The 22027-nt window shown below is 73.6% G+C and carries 17 protein-coding genes and 1 pseudogene; 13 read left to right on the top strand and 5 right to left on the bottom strand.

The features are described from left to right. A complete protein-coding gene (locus tag ACWCSD_RS22835; protein WP_449917647.1) occupies positions 1-144 on the top strand; it encodes a hypothetical protein in 144 nt (47 codons plus the stop codon). 2 nt (positions 145-146) lie between these two features. Here the strand turns inward: ACWCSD_RS22835 and ACWCSD_RS22830 are convergent. After that, a pseudogene (locus ACWCSD_RS22830) lies at positions 147-962 on the bottom strand (MFS transporter); the annotation flags it as partial. Positions 963-1020: 58 nt separating this feature from the next. On the opposite strand from ACWCSD_RS22830, the gene ACWCSD_RS22825 reads away from it, so the two are divergent. Beyond that, the gene (locus ACWCSD_RS22825; RefSeq protein ID WP_397157505.1) at positions 1021-2004 is read left to right on the top strand and encodes a helix-turn-helix domain-containing protein; all 984 of its coding nucleotides are present in this window, start codon (positions 1021-1023) and stop codon (positions 2002-2004) included. Positions 2005-2102: 98 nt separating this feature from the next. Beyond that, entirely contained in the window at positions 2103-2339 is a 237-nt protein-coding gene (locus tag ACWCSD_RS22820) for a DUF6289 family protein (protein ID WP_352329212.1), read from the top strand. Between the two features lie 31 nt (positions 2340-2370). Here ACWCSD_RS22820 and ACWCSD_RS22815 read toward each other — a convergent pair whose 3' ends face one another. Together ACWCSD_RS22815 and ACWCSD_RS22810 are read right to left on the bottom strand one after the other, a co-directional pair. Then, positions 2371-4749, bottom strand: a complete 2379-nt coding sequence (locus ACWCSD_RS22815; protein ID WP_449917644.1) for a glycoside hydrolase family 65 protein — start codon at positions 4747-4749, stop codon at positions 2371-2373. Beyond that, complete coding sequence (locus ACWCSD_RS22810) at positions 4746-5510, bottom strand: beta-phosphoglucomutase family hydrolase (protein ID WP_397157510.1); 765 nt, start codon at positions 5508-5510, stop codon at positions 4746-4748. The genes ACWCSD_RS22815 and ACWCSD_RS22810 overlap by 4 nt, the downstream gene beginning before the upstream one ends. A gap of 153 nt (positions 5511-5663) precedes the next feature. Between ACWCSD_RS22810 and ACWCSD_RS22805 the strand changes: the two genes are divergently transcribed. After that, on the top strand, positions 5664-5888 hold the full coding sequence (locus ACWCSD_RS22805) for a 4-oxalocrotonate tautomerase family protein (protein WP_397157512.1): 225 nt from the start codon (positions 5664-5666) through the stop codon (positions 5886-5888). A gap of 29 nt (positions 5889-5917) precedes the next feature. On the opposite strand, the gene ACWCSD_RS22800 is transcribed toward ACWCSD_RS22805, so the two are convergent. Beyond that, positions 5918-6442, bottom strand: a complete 525-nt coding sequence (locus ACWCSD_RS22800; RefSeq protein ID WP_449917642.1) for a PadR family transcriptional regulator — start codon at positions 6440-6442, stop codon at positions 5918-5920. Between the two features lie 61 nt (positions 6443-6503). Between ACWCSD_RS22800 and ACWCSD_RS22795 the strand changes: the two genes are divergently transcribed. From ACWCSD_RS22795 to ACWCSD_RS22760, 8 genes are all read left to right on the top strand, one after another. Further along, positions 6504-7262 (top strand): alpha/beta fold hydrolase, encoded by a 759-nt coding sequence (locus ACWCSD_RS22795; RefSeq protein ID WP_449917639.1) that lies wholly within the window; start codon positions 6504-6506, stop codon positions 7260-7262. Between the two features lie 175 nt (positions 7263-7437). Then, positions 7438-10329, top strand: coding sequence for an ATP-binding protein (locus ACWCSD_RS22790; RefSeq protein ID WP_449917636.1), 2892 nt, complete (start codon positions 7438-7440; stop codon positions 10327-10329). Positions 10330-10395: 66 nt separating this feature from the next. Further along, positions 10396-10524, top strand: coding sequence for a hypothetical protein (locus ACWCSD_RS22785; RefSeq protein WP_397157520.1), 129 nt, complete (start codon positions 10396-10398; stop codon positions 10522-10524). A gap of 25 nt (positions 10525-10549) precedes the next feature. After that, on the top strand, positions 10550-12898 hold the full coding sequence (locus ACWCSD_RS22780) for a hypothetical protein (protein ID WP_449917633.1): 2349 nt from the start codon (positions 10550-10552) through the stop codon (positions 12896-12898). Between the two features lie 11 nt (positions 12899-12909). Beyond that, positions 12910-14058 (top strand): S53 family peptidase, encoded by a 1149-nt coding sequence (locus ACWCSD_RS22775; RefSeq protein ID WP_449917631.1) that lies wholly within the window; start codon positions 12910-12912, stop codon positions 14056-14058. Between the two features lie 8 nt (positions 14059-14066). Continuing rightward, positions 14067-15236: a hypothetical protein gene (locus ACWCSD_RS22770; protein ID WP_449917629.1), complete on the top strand. Its 1170-nt coding sequence runs from the start codon at positions 14067-14069 to the stop codon at positions 15234-15236. Between the two features lies 1 nt (position 15237). Beyond that, complete coding sequence (locus ACWCSD_RS22765; protein WP_449917626.1) at positions 15238-17658, top strand: S8 family serine peptidase; 2421 nt, start codon at positions 15238-15240, stop codon at positions 17656-17658. A 195-nt stretch (positions 17659-17853) separates the two neighbouring features. Next, entirely contained in the window at positions 17854-20256 is a 2403-nt protein-coding gene (locus tag ACWCSD_RS22760; protein ID WP_449917624.1) for a glycoside hydrolase family 5 protein, read from the top strand. Positions 20257-20287: 31 nt separating this feature from the next. Here the strand turns inward: ACWCSD_RS22760 and ACWCSD_RS22755 are convergent, their stop codons facing one another. Then, entirely contained in the window at positions 20288-21226 is a 939-nt protein-coding gene (locus ACWCSD_RS22755) for an MBL fold metallo-hydrolase (RefSeq protein WP_397157532.1), read from the bottom strand. Between the two features lie 75 nt (positions 21227-21301). Here ACWCSD_RS22755 and ACWCSD_RS22750 point away from each other — a divergent pair. Beyond that, positions 21302-22027: TetR/AcrR family transcriptional regulator (locus tag ACWCSD_RS22750; protein ID WP_449917621.1), on the top strand; the 726-nt coding region annotated here is incomplete at its 3' end.

Here is a 22027-nt window from a genome sequence, read left to right as displayed (position 1 = left end):
GTGAACTCGGCCGTGGCCGACGACCCGTCGCTGGCCAACAGCGACCCGTACGGCGACGGCTGGAAGTTCCGCGTCCGCATGGAGGGCGACGCGGATCTCATCAGCTGGCCCAGCCGCAGCAGGTGCCTGACCACCAGCCGGTAGATCAGCGCGCTCATGACCAGCATGCCGGCGCCGCGGGCGCTGAGCACGAACCCCCACGTCTCCTCGCCGCTGAGCTGCCTGGTCAGTACGGGCCCCAGGATCTGCCAGGTGCCGACCTGAACCAGGTTGACCACGCAGAAGCACGCGGACACCGTCCACACCCAGCGGATGCGGCGGAACTCGGTCCAGCCGTCGCGGATGTCGGCCGCCATCCCGGAGGAGGGCCGCGGCGCGGCCGGCGCCGCGGGGAGGGACAGCCGGGCAAGGCATCCCGCGGCCAGGAGGTAGGTCAGTGCGTCGAAGGCGATGGCGGGGCCGCCGCCGACGGCGGCGACCGCGATCCCCGACAGGCTCGGCCCGAGGATCTTCGTGGCGTTCCGCACCGATCCCAGCAGCGCGTTCGCCTGCCGTATCCGGTCTTTGGCGACAAGTTGCGGCACGATGCCGCGCAGCGCCGGCGTGGTGAACGCGGCGAGAGTGCCGTTCAGGAACCCCAGCGCGGCCACCGGCAGCAGCGCGTACCTGCCGGTGAGCAGCAGCGCGGCGACGCCGCCCTGGGTGAGGGCCGAGCCCAGATGGGCGGCCGTCAGGACCGTCCGGCGCGGGAGGCGATCGGCCACGGCCCCGCCCACCAGGAGAAAGGCGAGCAGCGGCACCATGTAGGCGGTCAGGACGACGCCGAGGTCGCTGGTGTTGCCCGAGGCGTCCAGCACCCCGAACGCCAGCGCGACCGGCGCCATCGAACTGCCCAGCAGCGACACCGCCTGCGCGGAGAGGAACCAGCGGAAATCGGTCTGTCGCAGGAGGGCTGAGAGCATGGGCAGGAGTCTGCAGACATACCGGATCGCACACTATCGTTTCGGCAGGAGGCGAAAGATGACGCTGCTGCGGTTGAGCACCCTGGCCCTGTCGCGGTCGCGGTTCGCGCTGTCGCCGCTCGCCGAGACGCTGGGATCGCTGATGGTGCTCGACAGGCCCTGCGCCGATCCGTGGCTGGCGTCCTGGCACGGCCGCCACCGCGGCGCGTTCCGCGCCGTCCTGGAAGCCGATCCTTTCGCCGGGGGCCTGGTCAGGTTGCTGAGCTCGACCAAGTGGCTGCCGAGCCACGTGGTGCTTCCGCCGACGGGCGGCATGCGCACCACTTTGGACAGCGAGCTCGCGTCGGTCGCGCGGGTGCCCGACGAGGAGGTGCGCGCCGAGCTGGCGGAGTCGGTGGCGCACAGCTGGAAGCAGCACGATCTGGCCTGGCTGACCGGACGCGGCTGGGCGGCCCGTACCGCCGACCTGCTCAGGTACGTGTGGGACGCTCATGTGGCCCCCGACTGGCCGCGCCGGCGGGCGCTGCTGGAACGCGACGTCACCTACCGGGCGGGGTTGCTGGCCGCCTACGGGTGGCCGCGCGCGCTGGAGCGCATGAGCCGCCGCAGCGCCTGGGTCGGCGACGACGCCATCCGCTTCAGCGACCAGCCCTCCCCCGACCGGGTCGTCGGCGACGAGGGCATGCTGTTCGTCCCGGTCAGCGTGCTGAGCAGCGGCACGTGGTTGTGCGAGGCGCCGCCGACGTCGTACGCGCTGGTCTATCCGGCCCGCGGATCGGCCGGCGGCACGGCGCGTTCGCCGCGCGCCCGGTCGCTGGAGCGGCTCATCGGCGCCGGTCGAGCGGCCATCCTGGACGAACTCGAACACCCCGCGACCAGCAGCGAGCTCGCCGCGCACCTCGGCCTGTCACTCGGCACCGTCGGCGGCCACCTGGCCGTCCTGCGCGACGCGGACCTCGTCGTCGGCACGCGGGCCGGCCGGCGGGTGGTCTATCGGCGCACCGAGACCGGTCACCTGCTCGCGGGCCAGGGAGAAGGTTGAGCAGGACGGGCCGGGTGATCCCCTTGCGTTTTCATCCCACGCGACGGATCATTTCGTGCGCATCGTACCGTTTCCCTGCGAATCAGGAAGGACGATCCATGATCCGTCGCGTACTGGCCGTCGCGGTTCTGGCCGCCGCCACGCTCGCCACCGTCCCGGCCGCCGCGCAGGCGCTGCCTGCCTGCCCGGTCGGTTACCTGTGCAACACCCAGTACTTCTCCGACGCCGCGCGCACCCACCTGGTGGGCGTCAGGACGCAGTTCTGCGACCGTTCGGTCTCGACCTGGGGCACGCTCAGCGGCTACGTCACCTGGTCCTCCAGCCCCTGCAACTGATGGCAGGCCTCCGGCACGGGGCCAGGAAGCCTCAGCCACTCGCCCTCCTGCCGGAGGTCCGGGGACGTCGTGGGCTCGGTTCGCGGCCGGGCGGCTGGTGGATCCGCTGCTCCGGCGCCGGTCGCGACGGGTTGGGCCGGGTGACCTCCGTCCCGTCCAGGAGGATCTGCTCGCCGTGGTGGGTCACCGTGATCGACGGCCCCCGCAGCAGCCGGTAGACCGTCGCCTCCGGGGCGACGCCGACGCTCAGCAGGCTGCCGCGGTAACGCAGCCGGAAGGCGAGCCGGGTGATGCCGGGAGGCAGTGACGGGGCGAAGCAGATCCGTCCCCGGCCCGCGCGCATCCCGCCGAAGCCCGAGACGAGAGCGATCCACGCCCCGGCCAGCGAGGCCATGTGCACGCCGTCCATGGTGTTCCGCTCCAGATCCGCCAAATCCATCAGCGCCGCCTCGCCGAGATAGCGATAGGCGAGCTCCAGATGGCCCACCTCGGCGGCGATCACCGCCTGGGTGCAGGCCGACAGGGACGAGTCCCGTACGGTCAGCGCCTCGTAGTAGGCGAAGTTGCGGGACTTCTGCTCCGGCGTGAAGGCGTCCCCGCGCAGATGCATGGCCAGCACCAGGTCCGCCTGCTTGACCACCTGCTTGCGGTAGAGGTCGAAGTACGGGAAGTGCAGCAGCAGCGGATACTGGTCGGGCCTGGTGGCCGCGAAGTCCCAGGCCGCGTGCTGGGTGAAGCCCTCGCACTGCGGGTGGACCCCCAGCCGATCGTCGTAGGGCACGGACATCGCCTCCGCCGCGTCCCGCCAGCGGCGGATCTCCTCGGCGGTGACCTGGAGCCGTTCCGCCGGGCCCGGATGGCGGTCCGCGGCCTCGGCCGCCGCGCGGAGGTTCTGCTGGGCCATCAGGTTCGTGTACACGTTGTCGTCGACCACGGCGGTGTACTCGTCGGGGCCGGTCACACCGTCGATGCGGTAGCGCCCGGCCGGGTCGTGGTGGCCGAGGGCGCACCACAGCCGGGCCGTCTCGACCAGCAGCGGCAGGCCGGTCCGCTGTTCGAACGACAGGTCCTGGCTGGCGTCCACGTACTGGATCGCGGCGTGCGCGATGTCGGCGTTGACGTGGAAGGCCGCGGCTCCGGCGGGCCAGTAGCCGGAGCACTCCTCACCGTGGATGGTCCGCCAGGGGAAGGCGGTGCCGTGCAGGCCGAGCTGCTTCGCGCGCTCGCGAGCCAGCGGGATCGTGGTCCGCCGCCAGCACAGCGCGTCCGCGACGGCCGCGGGATGGGTGTAGGTGAGCACCGGCAGCACGAAGATCTCGGTGTCCCAGAAGGCGTGCCCGTCGTAGCCGGAGCCGGTCAGGCCCTTGGCCGGGATGGCGCGCTCCTCCAGGCGCGCGGCCGACTGCAGCAGATGGAACAGCCCGAAACGCACCGCCTGCTGCACCTCGGCGTCGCCCTCCACCTCGACGTCCGCGCCTTCCCAGAAGTCGTCGAGGTAGCGCCGCTGGTCGGCGTGCAGGCCGTCCCAGCCGTCCAGGCGGGCGGAGGCCAGCGCGGCGGCCACCTGGTCGTGCAGCGCGGCCCGCGAGCGCTGCGCCGACCATCCGTAGGAGAAGAACTTGACCAGCCGCAGCGTCTGGCCGGGCGACAGTCGGGTGGCCACGGTCAGCCGGCTGACGTCGTCGCTGCCCTGCGCCTCGATCCTGGTGCCGTCCGGCCCGTCGATCTCGTGGCACATCCCGGCGGCCACGCGCAGGCCGCTGGCCCGGGTGCGGTGGACCATGATCGCCGTTCCGTCGCTGCTCGGGACGTTCTCCTCCGCGACCAGCGGCGCGTGCAACGGGGCGGCGGCGCGCGGGTCGGCGCCCTCGTAGGTCTGGGTCTCGTTGGCGATCAGCTCCGACTGGAGGACCACGCGCAACGGCCGCTCGACGGCCTCGACCTCGTACAGGATCGCGGCGACCGCGCGGTGGGTGAAGGACACCAGCCGGGTGGACGTGATCCGGACCGGGGCTCCGGTCGGGGAGCTCCAGTGGGCCGTGCGCGTCAGGGTGCCGGCGCGCAGGTCGAGGACCCGTTCGTGCCGGTGGAGCGTCCCGTACCGCAGGTCGAACGGCTCGTCGCCGACCAGCAGCCGGATCACCTTGCCGTTGGTGACGTTCACCACGGTCTGTCCGGATTCCGGGTACCCATAGCCCGCCTCCGCGTACGGCAGCGGCCGCACCTCGTAGAACCCGTTGAGGTACGTGCCCGGCGCCCCGTGCGGCTCGCCCTCGTCCAGGTTGCCGCGCAGCCCGATATGTCCGTTGGACAGCGCGAACACCGACTCGGTCTGCGCCAGCACCCGCAGGTCGAGATGCCGCTCCCGGACCGCCCACGGCTCGACGGTGAACGCCGGATGCCGGATCATCCGGCCTCCCGGGACGGCGCGCCCCGCTCCAGCAGGTCGGCCAGGTCGGTGACCACGACGTCGGCGCCGTGGTCGCGCAACGCGTCCGCCTGCCCCGCCCGGTCCACGCCGACGACGTAGCCGAAGCCTCCCGCCCGGCCGGCGGCGACTCCGGCCAGGGCGTCCTCGAACACCGCCGCCTCGGGCGCCCGCAGCCCCAGCGCCTCGGCGCCCGCCAGGTACATGTCCGGAGCCGGCTTGCCGGCGAGCCGGCGGTCCCGGGCCACGACGCCGTCGATCCGGGCCTCGAACTGCCCGGCGAGCCCGGCGGCGGCGAGGACCTGCTCGGTGTTGGCGCTGGAGGACACCACCGCGCGGCGCAGCCCCGCGTCCCGGACCGCGGCCAGGTAGCGGACGGAGCCGGGGAACACGTCCACGCCGTCCCGGTCGATGATGGCCTGGACCAGGGCGTTCTTGCGGTTGCTCAGGCCGTACACGGTCATCGTGCCGGGCGGGTCGTCCGGCGTCCCCTCGGGCAGGCTGATGCCTCGGGCGTCCAGGAAGCCGCGCGCGCCGTCCGCCCGTTTCCTGCCGTCGACGTAGCGGTCGTAGTCGGCGCCCGCGTCGAAGGGGACGAACGCGGCCCCGGTCTGCTCGCTCCAGGCCCGCAGGAAGTCGTCGAACATCGACTTCCAGGCCCTGGCGTGCACGGTGGCGGTGCGGGTCAGCACGCCGTCCATGTCGAACAGGCACCCTCGAATGCCGTCAGGCAGCCCCAGCATGGATCCCCCGTTCGCCCTCACACCAGCTCCCACCTGCGCATACCCTCCGCCTGCGGTCCTCACCCGCGCCGGCGCCCCGGCGGCGTTTGCCCACTTCGCCCAGGGGCATGTCGGCTGGACGGCGTGCGGTGCCATCGGGGGGAAGGGGAACCCATGCCACTCGTCAATGTGAAGGTGATCGAGGGTGTGTTCAGCGCCACCCAGAAGGCCGAGATGGTGCGGAGGCTGACCGACGCGATCGTCGCCATCGAGGGTGAGCACATGCGTCCCCTGACCTTGGTCGTGATCGAGGAGATCAAGAGCGGCGACTGGGGTGTGGCGGGACAGCCGGTGACGGCCGCGGAGGTGAAGGCGCTGGCCTCGGGCGGGCCCGGATGACGTCCTTGGGGCGGTACGCGTCCCGCGCTCTAGACGCCCAGCGCTGCCAGGGTCTCCCGTAGCCAGCCGATCTCCGTCCTGCTGGTGGCGGTGGCGATCGTGAACAGGCCCTTGCGGAACGGGTCGTCGAAGTCGGCGGCCCGCAGGGGCCGGTCGCCGTCCCAGAAGAAGCTGGCCGGTTCGGTGAGGAAGGTCAGTCTGCGTCGCAGCACACCCGCCTGGAGCGCGGGGTCGCCGAGGTGACGCAGGAACGCCAGCATCGTGAACCAGCGGTTCTCGTCGGTGATGAACGGCTCGTCCGGCTCGGCGAGCCGCCGCCGGAGCTCGGCGCGCCCGGCGTCGGTGAGGGTGAGCACGTGCCTGGGTGCGGCCTGGGCGCCGGGCTGCAGGTCGCGTTGGAGCAGGCCGTCGCGCTCCAGACGTTTGATCGCCGGGTAGAGGGTGCCGTCGGCGATGGGCCGGACGTGGCCGGTCAGGGCGGCGACGCGCTTGCGCAGCTCGTACCCGTGGAGCGGTTCGTCGTAGAGGAAGCCCAGGATCGACAGCTCAATCATCCCGCTATGCTATCTCGATGTCTTGGTACATCGATGTCGAGGTATCTCGGAGGGGATGGTCATGAGGGACGCGCAGGTACTGCCGGACGGGAGCCGCATCCGCTGGGCCGAGGTGGCCGGTCGTGAGCCGGTCCGCGTCTACGTGCACGGGCTGGGCGCGGCGGCGGCGCCGTACTTCCTGGAGGTCGCGAGCCGGCCGGAGCTGGCCGGGCACCGGAGCCTGTTCGTGGACCTGCTGGGGTTCGGCACCAGCGACCGGCCCACCGCGTTCGGCTACACCATCGAGGAGCACGCGGACGCGCTCGCGACCGCGTTGCGGGCGGCGGACGTGCGCGCGGCGCAGGTGGTCGCGCACAGCATGGGCGGGACGGTCGCGGTGCACCTGGCCGAGCGGCATCCGGAGCTGGTGGCCGAGCTGGTGCTGGTGGACGCCAATCTGGACCCGGCCGAACCCGCGCCGCGGCCGGGCAGCTCGGGCATCGCCGCCTACACCGAGGCGGACTTCGTCCGGCACGGCTGGGAGGAGACGCTGACCCGGGTCGGGCCGCACTGGGCGGCCACCATGAGGCTCGCCGGACGGGAGGCGCTGCACCGCAGCGCGGTCCACCTGGCGCGCGCGGATGTGCGGGAACGGCTGCGGAGGCTGCCGATCCCGCGCGCCTACCTCCACCCGGAGGCGGACGGCGAGCCCGGCGGGGCGGCCGAGCTGGCGGCCTCCGGGGTGCGGCTGGTCGCCGTCCCGGACGCCGGCCACAACATCATGATCGACAACGTGGACGGCTTCGCCAGGGAGGTGAGCGGCCTGCTCGCCGGCCGGTGAGCAGGCCGCGTTTCCCCGGGGAGCCGCGTGCTCGGGATCCCGCCGGTGGAGGGCTGCCGAAAGGGCGCCTGACCCCACCCTGTTCACCTCTGCGTGCGCGGGAATTGGGGGTGACCGATTCCCGCGATCCAACCCGTGACAAAAGGGCTGACAAGCGCTTGAATGGCGCTCGGACATGAAGAGTCACATCGGGCTGGTGGGCCGGAGCGCGGAGCTGGAGCGGCTGCTGGCGGCCGTGGTCCATCCGCCCGCTCTGGCCGTCGTCGAGGGTGAGGCGGGCATCGGCAAGACCCGCCTGGTCTCCGAGCTGGCCGCGCGGGCCGGCCGGCCGGTGTTCCTGGGGCGGTGCGCGCACATCAGGGAGCCGTTCCCCCTCGGCCCGCTCCTCGACGCCGTGCGCGGCATCGGCGCGAACGGGCCGCTGTCGCCCGTCACCGGCGCGTTACGGCCGCTGCTGCCGGAGCTGGCCGGGCAGTTGCCGCCCGCCCCCGAGCCGCTGGAGGAGCGGGCGGCCGAGCGGCACCGGATCTTCCGCGCGCTGTCGGAGCTGCTGGGCTCTCTGGGCGAGGCCGTACTCGTGCTGGAGGACCTGCACTGGGCCGACGAGCAGACCCTGGCCTTCCTCGGCTACCTCATGGGCGAGCCGCCACCGGGGCTGTCGGTGGTGCTGACGTTCCGGGGCGAGGAGGTCGCGCTGGACGCCAGGACGATCGCGGCGCGGGCGGCGCCGTCGGTGTCGCGGGCCCAGGTGGGCCTGGAGCCGCTCGACGTGGCCGAGACCCGCGAGCTGATGACCGCGATCCTCGGCTCGGAAGGGGTGTCGGAGGAGTTCGCCGCCCATCTGTGCGAGCGCACGTCGGGATTGCCCTTCGCGATCCAGGAGATGGTGGCGCTGCTGCGCGAGCGCGGGACGCTGATCAGGCGCGGGCGCGGATGGGCGCGTAAGGCCATTGACGAGCTGAACGTCCCGACGGCGCTGCGCGACTCGGTGCTGGAGCGGGTGGGCCGGCTGCCCGCCGGGGCGCGGGCCGTGGTGGACGCGGCGGCGGTGCTGCAGGTGCCGGTGCCCGTGGCGGTGCTGGTGGCGATCTGCGGCCTGGAGCGCCCGGACGCGCTGGCCGGGCTGGAGGAGGCGCTGCGCTCGGGGCTGCTGAGCGAGCACACCGCGCTCCCGCGCGGCGCCCCCGACGGCTCGGCGCGCACCGCGGGTGTGGGGTTCCGGCACATGCTGGCCCTGCAGGCGGTGTACGAGAGCATCGCGCTGCCCCGGCGTCAGGTGCTGCACGGACGGGCGGCCGAGGCGGTCGAGCGGTTACGGCCGGTGCCGATCGGGCAGATCGCCCACCACCTGCGGCATGCCGGGATGATGGAGGAGTGGGCCCGGGCGGCCGACCGGGCCGCGGCCGAGGCCGGCCGGCACGGCGACGACAGCGAGGCGGCCCGCCTGCTCGGCGACGTCCTGCGCGAGGCCCCGCCCGAAGGGGAACTGCTGGAGGACATGGCGGTGCGCTTCGGCTGGGCCTCCGTCCAGGGCCTGCACGCCCAGCCCGGCTTCGGCCAGATGGACGATCTGCTGCGCCGCGACCTCGCTCCGGGCGTGCGCGGCGAGCTGCACTTCCTGTACGGCCTGCTCCTGGAGAGGGCGGGCGCCGCCCCGGAACTCCGGCGGGAGCAGTTCGCCACGGCGGTGCGCCACCTCGACGACCGTCCGGAGCTGGCGGCGTGGGCGATGGTCGGGCTCGGCGTGCCGACCTCGGCCGGGGTGTCGCCGGCCGAGCACGTCTACTGGCTGGACCGCGCGCTGGAGACCGCCGAACGGCTCGGCGGCAGCCCGTCGCTGCAGCTGTCGGTGCTCGGCAAGGTGGCGATGGTGCTCACCACCATCGGCGACCCACGCTGGACGTCGCTGACCGAGCGGATGACCCGGCTGGCCGGCGGCCGTCCGGAGTCCCGGCAGGAGGTCGTCGCGTTCTGGTCGGTCGGCGACGAGACCTGTTACGCGGGCCATTACGCGGTGAGCGAGCGGCTGCTGGAGGCCGCGCTGCGCGGTGGGCTGAAGATCGACAGCAGCCGGCGGCTGGAGTACCTCATCCGCTCCTCCCTGGCGGTGCTGCGCTACTTCCGCGGGGAGTGGACGGGCCTGGCCGACGAGACCGCCCTGCTGCTGGACGCGCTCGACGAGCAACCGCACCAGCGCGTCACGGCCGAGCTGGTCGCCCACTGCCTGGCCGTGGCGCGGGGTGAGATCGAGGAGGGGGCACGCAGGCTCCGCGCGGCCGTCGGGAGGGCCGTGGAGGTCGGCGCGGTGGACGCGCTGCCACCGGCGGTCGAGACGTTGCTGCGCCTGGGCACGGTCCGGGGTGAGCCGCCGGACGACGAGCTGATCGGGATGCTGGCGGGGTGGCGGGCCAAGGGGTTGCAGCCGCTGGCCGTCCGCGCGTTGCCGGCCCTGGCGGGCGCGCTGGTCGCGGCCGGCCGGGCGGCCGAGGCCGGCCTGTTGTGCGCGGAGCTGGAGCGGGAGCTGGACGGGCTGGACGCGCCGCTGGCGCCCGCGGCCCTGGCCCACGCCCAGGGGTTCGTGACGGGAGACCCGGAGCGCTTCCTGGCGGCCGCCCACGCCTACGACGAGCTGGGCGGCCGGTACGAGGCGGCCCAGTGCCGCGCACTGGCCGCGACCGCCCTGCTCGACGACGACCGCGACCGCGACGGCGACGGCGACGGCGACGGCGATCCCGGGCGGGCCGGAGCGCTGCTGGGCGTCGCCATCGCGGTCTTCGAGGAGCTGGGGGCGCGGTGGGACCTCGACCGGGCCGCGAGCACGGCCAGGCGGCACGGCGTGGCCGGGCCCGTCCGGTACCGGGGCGGCACGCGCGGCTACGGTGACGCGTTGTCGCCGCGCGAGGCCGAGGTGGCCGAGCTGGCCGCGACCGGGCTGAGCAACAGGGAGATCGCCAAGGAGCTGTTCCTGTCGCCGAAGACGGTGGACAAACATCTGAGCGCGGTGCTGCGCAAGCTGGGGCTGCGGTCGCGGGCGGCGCTCGGGCAGCGCATGGGCGGATCCGGCTGACCCACCCCCACGAATGGGGATTTTTCCCCATAGCTGGGCGTACGCCCCTGTCATCACGCTTGTCCCATGGACAGCCCGGACGAGCCCACCGAGACCGAGGACGCAGAAGAGCCGACCCCGGCCCCGGACGACCACGGAAACCCCGCCGACGCCCCCGTGACCACTGCCGACGACGACGGCTGGGTCGAGGCGTGACCCCCCACCGAGGACAGGAGCCCGCATGACCACCTCCAGGCCGCGCTTACGAGCGGTGGTGATCAGCGCGACCGCGGCGCTGGTCGCCGGACTGGGCCTGACCGGCTCGACGGCCGGCGCGGCGACCGGCGTGCCGCCCGCCGACCCCGTCATCCCGTCCGTCATCCCGTCCGTCATCCCGTACGAAGACGCCCCGGCCGTCGCCCGGGAACAGCCCGCGACCCCTCCCCGGCGGACCACCGTCACCCTCGTCACCGGCGAGCAGGTCCGGCTGGACGTGGACGAACAGGGCCGGCAGAGCACCACCGTCGTGTCCCCCGGCGCGGTGCAGGCCGGCGGCACCTACCTGAGGTTCGGCTGGCACGGCGACCAGTACGTCATCCCGAGCACGGCCGTGCCGTTCCTGGACCGGCTCCTCGACCCGCGCCTGTTCAACGTCAGCCACCTGGCCAGGACCGGCAACCGGCCCGTCCCGGTCAAGGCCACGACGGGCCGGCTCGCCGCGATGGGCGCCACGATCACCCCGGACGAGGCTCCGGCCCTCGGCCGCGTGCTCGCCGAGGAGTGGCGCGCGGGCCGCGGCGGGACGCCGGCCGGCGTCGAGCGCATCAGCGCGCCGGACGACGCGCCGCCCTCGCCGTTCCAGCGGCCCGCGACCGCGAAGGCGGCGGCCGGCGCCTACCACACCCTGTCGATCGACAGCGTCGACCTGGACGGCAAGCCGGGCGCGGTCGTCGCCTACGTGCACAGCGTCGACGACACCGACCTCGGCTTCTACACGATCGACTATCCCGGCGAGACCGGCGAGGTCGCCTTCAGCGTGCCGGAGGGCACCTACGCCGTCGAGGCGAGCGTGTTCACCGGGCCCGCCGACGACCTGACCAGCCGCGCGGCGTTCGTCGTCCAGCCGGAGATCAAGGTCGGCGGCGACGTGCAGGTCACGCTGGACGCCCGCACCGCCGTGCCGTACGACGTCGAGGTGGAGGAGCCCACCGAGGGCATGTACCGGCAGGACATGTTCGCCTTCGTCAGGAAGAGCGAGGCGGGCAACTCGGCCGGGGTGGACGCTTGGGGGCTGGGAGCCTTCCAGCTGGTCGCGTTCCGGATCGTGTCCAACCCGGAATTCGGCAGCCGGCCGCTGTACGCGACGCCGACCAGGCCGGTGCGCAAGGGCAGTTTCAGCTTCGCCGCCTACACCCAGCTGACCGAGACCGCGTCCGGCTCCCCCAGCAGGCCCACGTACCGGCTCGTCCTGCCGTACGCCAAGGGCGTGCCCGGGAGCTTGGCCCGCAGGGTGCGGAACGCGGAGCTGACCACCGTCCGCTCCACGATCGTGCGCAGCCCGTACGGGCAGCAGGACCGGTTCGAGCTGTTCCCCGAGGTCTTCCTGCCCTGGACGCAGACCGCGCTCGGGGTCGGCGCGTCCGTGCTGCCGGGCGAGCGCACCGACTACCTGTTCAGCGGCTCCCCCGACATCACCGTCTGGCACACCGCGTTCAACTCCGACGACGGCGCGCGGCACTACGACCAGCGCCGCACCCTCAGGCCGGGATCCGTGGTGCGCGAGGTGTGGAACAAGGCGCCGGGCGTGCCGTCGCGCACCGCGCCCTACCGGCAGGAGTCGACCATCGGCTTCGGCGGCGACTCGCCCCTCGTCGACGATCCGTTCGCGACCTTGTGCGTGGCCTGCCGCCAGGGAGACCTGGGCATGATCTATCCGCAGCGGTTCGCGGACGCGACGCCGGGCCACTACACGACCGGCAACAGCTGGGACGAGCACTCCGGCCTGGACTTCTACCGCAACGGCGAACTGGCCTTCACCTCCGACAACCGCATCACCGGCAACCTCGGCGCCCAGGCGGCCGACCTGCCGATGCTGCCCGAGCAGGCCGTCTACCGGCTGGTGTGGAAGCAGGACCAGCGCGGCGAGCTCGCCGGCACGCCGGTCACGACCGACTGGACGTTCCGCTCGGGGCCCTCCGACCGGCGGGCCGAGCTGCCGAAGAGCGCGTCGTGCGTGCCCGACGCCACGCGGGAGTGCTCGTTCCTGCCGCTGCTGTTCCTCCGTTATGACCTGCCGCTCGACGCCGAGTCGAAGGCGAAGGCCGGGCCGTTCGAGGTGGCCTTCGCGGTGGAGAACCAGGAGCACATGGCCGCGCCGAAGGGCGTCGAGGCCACCGTCGCGGTCTCCTACGACGACGGCGCCACCTGGAGCGAGCCGCAGACGGCGGCCAGGCGGGCCGGCGGCCTGTTCGCCGCCACGATCCGGCACCCGGACTCCGGCGGGTTCGTCTCCCTGCGGGTCAGGGCGCACGACCGGCAGGGCAACGCCGTCGAGCAGACCGTCGTCCGCGCCTACGGCCTGACGAGCTGAAGGAGCTCATCATGGTGAAACTCATCGCGGCGGCCGCGGCCGCCCTGCTCCTCGCCGGGCCCGTCGTTCCGGCGCAGGCCGATCCCGCGCGCTCCTGCCCGGCCGCGCGGGCCGGGTCGGCCGGCTGCCTGCTGACCGCCCGTCCGGCCGCGGAGGCCAAGGCGGCCGGGCTGCCGCAGCCGTTCTCGGCCGCCGACCTGCAGCAGGCCTACCGGCTGCCGTCGGCGCGGCTGGGCGGCGGTCAGACGATCGCGGTCATCGTGCCGTACCACAACCCGAACGCGGGCAACGATCTCGCCGTCTACCGCAAGGCGAACGGGCTGCCGCCCTGCGAGGGCGAGTTCGACTGCTTCCGCCAGGTCAACCAGCGCGGCGGCGACGAGCCGCCGGGCGCCAACCCGGACTGGTCGCTGAACAGCAGCGCGGCGCTCGACATCGCCGCGGCCGCCTGCCCCAACTGCAGGCTGCTGCTGGTGGAGGCCGACGACGCCGGCGCCGAGAACCTGGGCCTGGCCGTCGACCAGGCCGTCAAGCAGGGGGCCACGGTCGTCACCACGCCGTACGGCCTGCCGGAGTACGCCGGCGAGCTCGCCCACGCCGCCCACTACGCGCACCCCGGCGTGCCGGTCACCGCGCCGAGCGGCGACAGCGGGTTCCCCGCCAGGACGGGCAGGCAGCTCGTGCCCGCCGCGTACGGGACGGTCACGGCCGTCGGCGGCACCACGCTGTACCGTCAGGCCGGCGCGCGCGGCTGGGGCGAGACCGCCTGGTCCGGATCGGGTTCGGGCTGCTCGGTCTACGTCGCGCGGCCCGCCTGGCAGCCGAAGGGGGCGTGCGGCGCCAAGCGCACCGTCGCCGACACGGCGGCCGTGGCGGACCTGCGAACGCCGGTCGCCGTCTACGACAGCTACTCCTACGGCGGCTGGGTCGCGGTCGGCGGCACCCCGATCGCCGCCGCGCTGGTGGCCGGGGTGTACGCGCTGGCCGGCAACGGCGACCTGATCACGCCAGGCAGGCAGCTGCAGGCGGGCAAGGGCCACCTGTTCGACATCACCGCCGGCAAGACCGGCACCTGCGCCGCGCCCGAGCTGTGCAACGCGCGTCCCGGCTACGACGGCCCGACCGGCTACGGCAGCCCCAACGGCATCGGCGCCTTCTAGGAGAGCCCATGAAGACCCTCATTGCCGGCGCGCTGCTGGCGACCACTCTCACCACGCCCTCGGCCGCACCGGGAGGCTGCGTGCCGTCCTGGAACGTCGTCGACACCTCCGCGATCACCCCGGCCGACAGCTATCCGCAGGACGTCACCGTCTTCTCCGCCCGGGAGGCCCTGTTCACCGGCTCCTCCTCCAGCGGGTCACCGGCGGCCTGGACCGGCGACCTGCGCGGCGGGCGGCCACGCGACGCCACCCGCCCGCCCGTCCCGCCGCACACCAGGCAGAGCGCCGAGGCCAGCTCCTTCCACTCCCCCAGCGGCGGCTGGCTGCTGCTCGACCACATGGGCACCGGCGCCGACACCACGCAGGCCGCCCGCTGGGACGGCCGGCGCTGGACGCTCCACCCCACGGCCGTCTCACCGGCGGCTGCCACGACGGGCCTCTACCTGGCCGACGTCGCCTCGGTGTCGAAGAACGACGCCTGGGCCGCCGGCTACACCTACGGCGCCAAGAAGGGCGACCTGAACCCGCCCACCGCCGCGCTGATCGAGCGCTGGGACGGCCGGCGCTGGTCGATCGTCGAGAACCCGGCCTCCGGGCGCCCGGAGTCGATCCTGCGCGCCGTCACCGCCGTCGCGCCCGGCGACGTGTGGGCCGTGGGCAACCAGCGCGACGCCGACGGCGTCGTCAGCCCGCTCGTCCAGCACTTCGACGGCACGCGGTGGACGGAGGTGCCGGCCCCGCACCCGACGGGCGCCCTTTTCGCGGTCTCCGGCACCGGCCCCGACGACGTGTGGGCGGTCGGCAGCCGGCGCCGCGACGGAACCGACAACCAGGCGGCCGCCCTGGTCATGCACTGGGACGGCACCGCGTGGAGCAGCGTCACGACGCTGCCCGACCTGGGCAACAGCCGTCTCGACAGCGTCTACGCCGCCGCCCCCGGCGACGTGTGGGCCGTCGGGGACGTCGGCCTCGGCCAGGAGGAGGAGTTCCTGCACTGGGACGGCTCCGCCTGGACGACGGTCTCCCATCCCGGGCCGCGTTTGAACGGCCTGACCTACAACTTCCTGGACGTGCACGGCAGCGGACCGGACAACGTGTGGGCCGTGGGCCTGACGATCTCCGAGGTCGCCCAGGAGGTGCGGCCGATGGCCGCCAGACTCACCTGCGGAAAGGGCTGACATGCGATTCCGGGCCTTACTCCCCGTCCTCGCCCTGGTGGCGGGGCTGACCCCGGCCTTGCCCGCACAGGCGGCGCCGGGCGACGTCTGGGTGATCCTCAAGCCGGAGGCCGACCTGTCGGCCGCGCCCAAGGCGCGTTCCAGAACGGCGCGCGGCCAGCTCGTCGTGGACGCGCTCAAGGACACCGCCGTCCGCACCCAGTCGGACGTCAGGAAGTACCTCAAGGACGAGAAGCTGGACAGCGAGTCGTTCTGGGTCACCAACGCGATCCTGGTCAAGGACGCCACCCCGGCCCAGGTCAAGAAGCTGACCGCGATGGGGGGCGTGCGGCAGGTGCGGCCGCCGAAGACGTACACGCTGGCCGAGCCGGTGCGGCGCGCCGTCACCACGGCGGCCGGCACGGGCCTGGAGTGGGGCGTGGGCGACATCAACGCCGACGACGTCTGGAAGGAGTACGGGCGGCGCGGCGAGGACATCGTCATCGCCAACATCGACACCGGCGTGCAGTTCGACCACCCCGCCCTGCGCGCCTCCTACCGCGGCACGAACGCCGACGGCACCGTCACCCACGACTACAACTGGCTGGACACCTCGGGGCACTGCGCGGGCGGCGCTCCCTGCGACACGCACGGGCACGGCACCCACACCATGGGCACCATGGTGGGCGACGACGGCCAGGGCAACCAGATCGGCGTCGCCCCCGGCGTGAAGTGGATCACCGCGAACGGCTGCCAGACCTGCAGCGAGGAGGACCTCGTCGCGGCCGCCCAGTGGATGCTGGCCCCCACCGACAGCCACGGCCAGAATCCGGACGTCAGCAAGCGGCCGCACATCATCAACAACTCGTGGAGCTCGACGGAGCCCACCGACGAGCCGATCATCGAGGACATCCTGCAGGCGTGGGCGGCCTCCGGCATCATGGGCGTCTGGGCCAACGGCAACAGCGGCCCGTCGTGCAAGACCAGCGGTTCGCCCGGCAGCCGCGCGCTCAACTACTCCGTCGGCGCCTACGGCGTGAACGGCGCGATCGCCTCCTTCTCCAGCCGCGGCCCCGGCCAGAACGGCGAGACCAAGCCGAACATCGCGGCCCCGGGCGTCGACGTGCGCTCGGCGCTGCCCGGCGGCTCCTACGGGCTGATGTCGGGCACCTCCATGGCGGCGCCGCACGCGGCCGGCGCCGTCGCGCTGCTGTGGTCCGCCTTCCCCGACCTGGTACGCGACCTGGACGGCACCCGGGCGCTGCTGGACGCGTCCGCGATCGACACGGCCGACGCCCAGTGCGGCGGCCCCGCCGAGGACAACAACGTGTTCGGCGAGGGGCGGCTGGACGCCTCGGCGCTGCTGGCCGTCGCCAAGGTCGGGCTCGGCACGCTGGCCGGGACCGTCACCGACGCGGAGACGGGCGAGCCCGTGCCCGGCGCCACGGTCTCCGTGACCGGCGCGCGCTCCCGCGACGCCGTCACCGGCCAGGCGGGCGACTACTCGCTGCGGCTGATCGGCGGCGAGTACCAGGTGAAGGTCGAGGCGTTCGGCTACGACGACGCCACAAAGGCCGCCACGATCGCCAAGGACGGCACGGTCACGCTCGACGTCCGGCTCGCGCCGACCGCGCGGGTCCAGGTCGGCGGCACCGTGCGGGACGGCTCCGGCCAGGGCTGGCCGCTGGCGGCCAAGGTGACGGCCTCCGACGGCGCCGGGCACACCTGGACGGCCGAGTCCGACGCCGGGACCGGCGCGTACCGGCTGGACCTGCTGCCCGGTACGACGTACACGCTGGAGGCGGCGGCCGTGCCGCGCGGCTACACCCCGGCCGTCCGGCAGGTGACGGTCGGCACGGCGCCGCTCACCGAGGACTTCGCGCTGACGGTGACCCTGGCCTGCGAAGCCCCCGGCTACGAGCCGGTCCTGGAGGGCGTCACGGAGCGGCTGGACTCCGGGCTGCCGGGCGGGTGGAGCGTCACCAACGCCGATCCCGGGTTCCCCGGGTACGCCCACGAGCCCGGCTGGGTGCTGAACGATCCGGGCGGCCGTACCAACAGGACAGGCGGGAAGGGCGGGTTCGCGATCGTGGACTCCGACCACTACGGCCTGCACCACGTCCAGGAGACCACGCTGACGTCGGCGACCGTGGACCTGTCCAAGGCCGCCGCCCCGGCCCTGCAGTTCGCCTCCGACCTGGAGCCGAGGGTGAACGGCACGGCGCTCGTGGACGTCAGCCTCGACGGCGGCCGGACCTGGGCGAACGTCTGGAAGAAGGCCGGCTATCCGGGGGCTCGCGGGCCTGAGCTGCAGGTCGTGGAGCTGCCCCAGGCGATCGGCCGGAACGCGGTGCGGGTCCGTTTCACCTTCCTCGGCCAGCTGTCCGGGTGGTGGGGGATCGACGACGTCTTCCTCGGCCACCGCACCTGCGAGAAGAAGTAGCCCCTCCGGGGCCCGTCCCTGACGGGCCCCGGAGAACGACGCCCGGGGGCCGCTCGTCCCCGACGTCGAGCCGGTCAGGAGCGATGTCAGGGCCACCTGCGAGAAGGGCTCTGCCACAACGGCGGCGCGGCCGCGTGCTGTCGCGGATCTTGGCCCTTCATTTGTGAGCGATGCTCATGTATGGTCGCCGTCACTATGAGGAACCGCTGGTTGTCGCCGATCGCCGTCGTGGTACTGGCCGCCGTCATCGCACTGGGAGCGGTGTTCGACCCGTCGGGGCTGGCCGCGCCGTACACCTGGACCGGGGCTGATCTGCTGCCTGTCGCCGGGCTCTGGCAGGTGGCCGCGCCGGCCGTCTACGTGCCACTGCTGCTGGCGGGGGTCGGAGCGCTGACCTGGGCGGTCGCCCGCGGACATGCCCCGCTGCGTACGGCGCTGCTGGTGTGGGGCGCGGTGGTGTGGTCGGCGATGGCGGCGAAGCTGCTGATGTCGCTGGCGATGACCTTCGACGACGTGCTCTACCTGGTGTGGTCGACCGGCTTCACCGGCGTCAAGGCGGCGGTCTTCGGCCTGCCGGTGGCGGCGGCCGCCTGGCTCGCCCAGCTTCTGCACCGCCGCCTCGCCCCACCTTCTCCCACGTCGGCGTCCGCGGATCCCGCCGAGGGCTCGGGGGCGTCGGCGCCGGGATGGGTTGCGGCGGGAGTGGCCGTGGTCCTGGCCGCGTCGGTCGGCGGGGTGTGGTGGGGCGGCTCGCCCGTCGGCTATGCCATCGGCGACTCCCCGCTGGCCCCCGCGCCCGAGGCGGGACCGCTGGGCTGCCTGGCCGCCGTCGCTCTGCTCGGCGTGCTGACCTGGGCGTCGCACCGCCGGCTCAGCGCCACCACCTCGCCCGGGGCCGTCGTGGCCGGGCTCTCCGCGCTGGGGGCGGCCGGGACGCTGGGCCTGGTCGAGGTGGCCGTCGGGATCCCCGGCGACCTGGCGGGCGGCGGTCTGTTCTGGGCGCCGGCGATCATGCTTCGCCTCGCCCCCGCGCTCTCCTTCGGCGCCCTGCTCGCCCTGGCGACGGCACTGCTCGTCGCCCTCCTCGACGCCGCCCGTCCGGCGCGCAGGGGCGTCGCCCTGGCCGCGCGGATCCCGATGGCGGTCGTCTTGGCCGCGGCGGCGCTCGCCTTACCGCTCCTGCAACCCGGCGCCACGACCGCGCAGCCGCCGCGCACCCCGGGGCTGACGCTCTCGGCCGACCGCAGGATCGTCGACGCCGACGGCAACGAGGTGCTGCTGCGCGGCGTGAACGTCAACCAGCTCGAAGACTATTTCCAGCAATTTCAGGATAAAGCGGTGACGCGGCCGCTCACCGAGGCCGACTTCGCCGGCATGGCGCGGATGGGCTTCAACGTCGTCCGTCTCGCCCTGTCCTGGTCGGCGCTGGAGCCCCGGCCCGGCCACTATGACCCGGCCTACCTCGCCAAGATCTCCTGGGCCGTCGAGACCGCCGCCCGGCACGGCCTGCGCACGGTCATCGACATGCACCAGGACGCGTGGGGAAAGGGCGTCGCCGCCGCCCCCGGCACCACCTGCGCCAGCGGTTCCCCGATGCACGGCTGGGACGGCGCCCCCACCTGGGCCGACCGCTTCGACGGCGCCCCCAGGTGCGAGTTCACCGGACGCGACATCTCCCCCGCCGTCGCCCGCGCCTTCACCAACTTCTACCAGGACCGGGACGGCATCCAGACCCGCCTGGTCGCCGCCTGGGGCATGCTGGCGGAGCGGTTCGCGAACGAGCCGATGGTCGCCGGATACGACCTGCTGAACGAGCCCGGCTTCGGCGAGGCGCCGCCGATCACCTCCGGCGTCCTGCTCGGCCGCTACTACGACCGGGCGATCAAGGCCATCCGGGCGGGCGAGCGGCGCGGCTTCCCCCACCTGGTCTTCTTCGAGCCGTCCGTGCTCTGGTCGGGTCTCGGCTTCGAGGTCCCGGTGCCCAAGGACTTCACCGACGACCGGCTGCTCGTCTTCGCTCCCCACCTCTACAACGAGTCGATCACCATCGAGCAGGGCACCGGCCTCACCGTCACGAGCATCGAGCGCGGTTTCGAGCTGGCGAGCCGGGCGGCGAAGTACTACGGCGCCGGGCTCTGGTCGGGCGAGTGGGGCTGGTTCGGCGACCCCGCCGCCGCCCCGATCGCGAGATACACCGACCAGGAGGACCGGCACCGCATCGGAGGCGCGTTCTGGGTCTGGAAGCAGTCCTGCGGCGACGCCCACGCCAGTGCCGGCGCCGAGACCGGCGGCAACCTCATGATCGAGGACTGCGCCACCGGCAAGGACCTGCCTCCGCCCGCCGAGTACGTCGCCGAGCTCTCACGTCCCTACCCCCGCTCCGCCCCCGGCCGCCTGACCGGCCTGACGTCGGACCGCGCGAGCCTCACGGCCCGGGGCGAGGGCAGCGGGTGCGGGCTCGACGTCTGGTTCCCGGGCGACGTGCGGCCGGCCGTCCGCGGCACCGGGCTCAGCGGCGTCGCCGTCCGGCAGGCGCCGGGCGGCTGGCGCATCACCGGCTGCACGTCGGGCTCCTACAGCGTGACGGCGGACGCTTAGCGCTCCCCCGGCGGAGGCACGACCGGTCACGTCACCGGTGTTCGCCGGCGTGGAAGGCGCGGGCGGCGAAGGCGATCCACTCGGGGCGTTCCCAGGTGGTCCAGCGGGCGCGCGCCTGTTCGTCGATCCGCGCGGCCGTCTCGTCGGCGGAGGCTCCGGCCGCGCGCAGCCGTGCGACCTCGCCGTGCACGTAGCCGAGGTAGTCGCGGACGTCGCGGATCAAGGAGACGCCGCCCACCTCCCCGTGGCCGGGCACGACGATCTCGGGCGCGCCGGCGATCAGGTCGTCGAGCACGCCGATCCAGCCGGGGCCGTCCACGTCCACGTCGTACGGCGGGAAGTACGGCGCGATCGGGAAGATGCGGGTCTCGATCAGGTCGCCGCCGAACAGCACCCGGTCGTCGATGACGACGACCTGGTCGGAGCCCGTGTGCGCGGGCCCGACCGCCCGCAGCGCCGCCGTGCGCCCGCCGAGGTCGATCTCGGCCCGGCCCTCGTAGACCAGGTCGGGATCGACGAGTTCGACGCCTTCGAGCTCGGCCGCCGCGGCGGCGCTCAGCCCCCTGAACATCTCGACGTAGGCGGCGCCCTTACGGTGCAGCTCCGCGCGCTGGGCGGCGTTGTAGACGATCGTCGCGGCGCCCTTGAACGCCTGCGCCCCGAACCCGTGCTCGGGGTGGAAATGCGTGATGGTCAGGTACAGCCGCCGGTCGCCGGCCAGGCGCCGGGCCTGCTCCAGGACATGGTCGCCGTTGCGGGGACCCATGCCGGTGTCGACGACCAGCGCGGCGTGCTCGCCCACGACGATGCCGACGTTCGGGACGAGCTCGACGCGGTTGTCGGGGATGACGTACACGCCGTCGCAGACCTCGACAGGCTCGCCGCGCACGACCGGCGGCGGGCTCGTCCGCACGTCGGGAAGGTCGGTCAGGTCAGGGGACGGGTTCGGCGTCACATCGGCGGGGCACATGATCCGGCTCCAATCTGAACACTGTTGAGATGCAGGCGAGCGTAGCAGAGATCTGATCAGTGTTAAGATCGGGCGATGGCGAAAGGGCGATACCACCACGGTGACCTGCGCAGCGCGCTGCTCGACGCCGCCGAGGCTCTCGTGCGCGAGCGCGGCGCCGACGGCTGGTCCCTGCGCGAGGCCTCGGCGCGCGTCGGCGTCAGCCCCAGCGCCGCCTACCACCACTTCGCCTCCCGCGACACGCTGGTGCGCGCCCTGTCCGAGCGCACGCTCGCCTGGCTCGGGGAACGCCTGCGACAGGACTGCGAGCGCGCACCCGGGCAGGCCGACGACCCGCAGCTGCGGCTGATCGCCCTGGGGTGCGGCTACGTGCGCTGGTCGCTCGACGACCCGGCCGTCGCCCGGCTCGTGCTGCGCGGGGGCGCCACCGCCCCCGACTCCGCCATCTCCCCCCACCCGCACGACGTCCTCACCGCGGAGCTCGACCGGCTCGCCGCGGCCGGCGGCCTGCCGGAGCCCGCCCGCGAGGGGGCGGAGTTCGTGGTCTGGGCCGCGCTGCACGGGCTGGCCGTGCTGCTGGCCGATGGCCTGGTGCACTTCGACGACCCGCGCGCGGTCGATCTCCAGACCACGCGCGTGGTCCGTACCACGCTCAACGGCCTGGCCCAGGAGGCGTCGCACGCGGCGGGCCGTCCCGCGGGCCGTTCCGACGGCCTCCTCCACGCAGGCGTGGATGTGCAGCGTGTCCCACACTCCGGTGATCTGCAGGATGCGGGCCGGGATGTCCCGCACGGCGGCCAG

This window comes from Nonomuraea sp. NPDC001684, assembly GCF_053596515.1.
The sequence above is the reverse complement of the archived record's forward strand: the minus strand, read 5'-3'. Positions and strand labels throughout refer to the sequence as shown.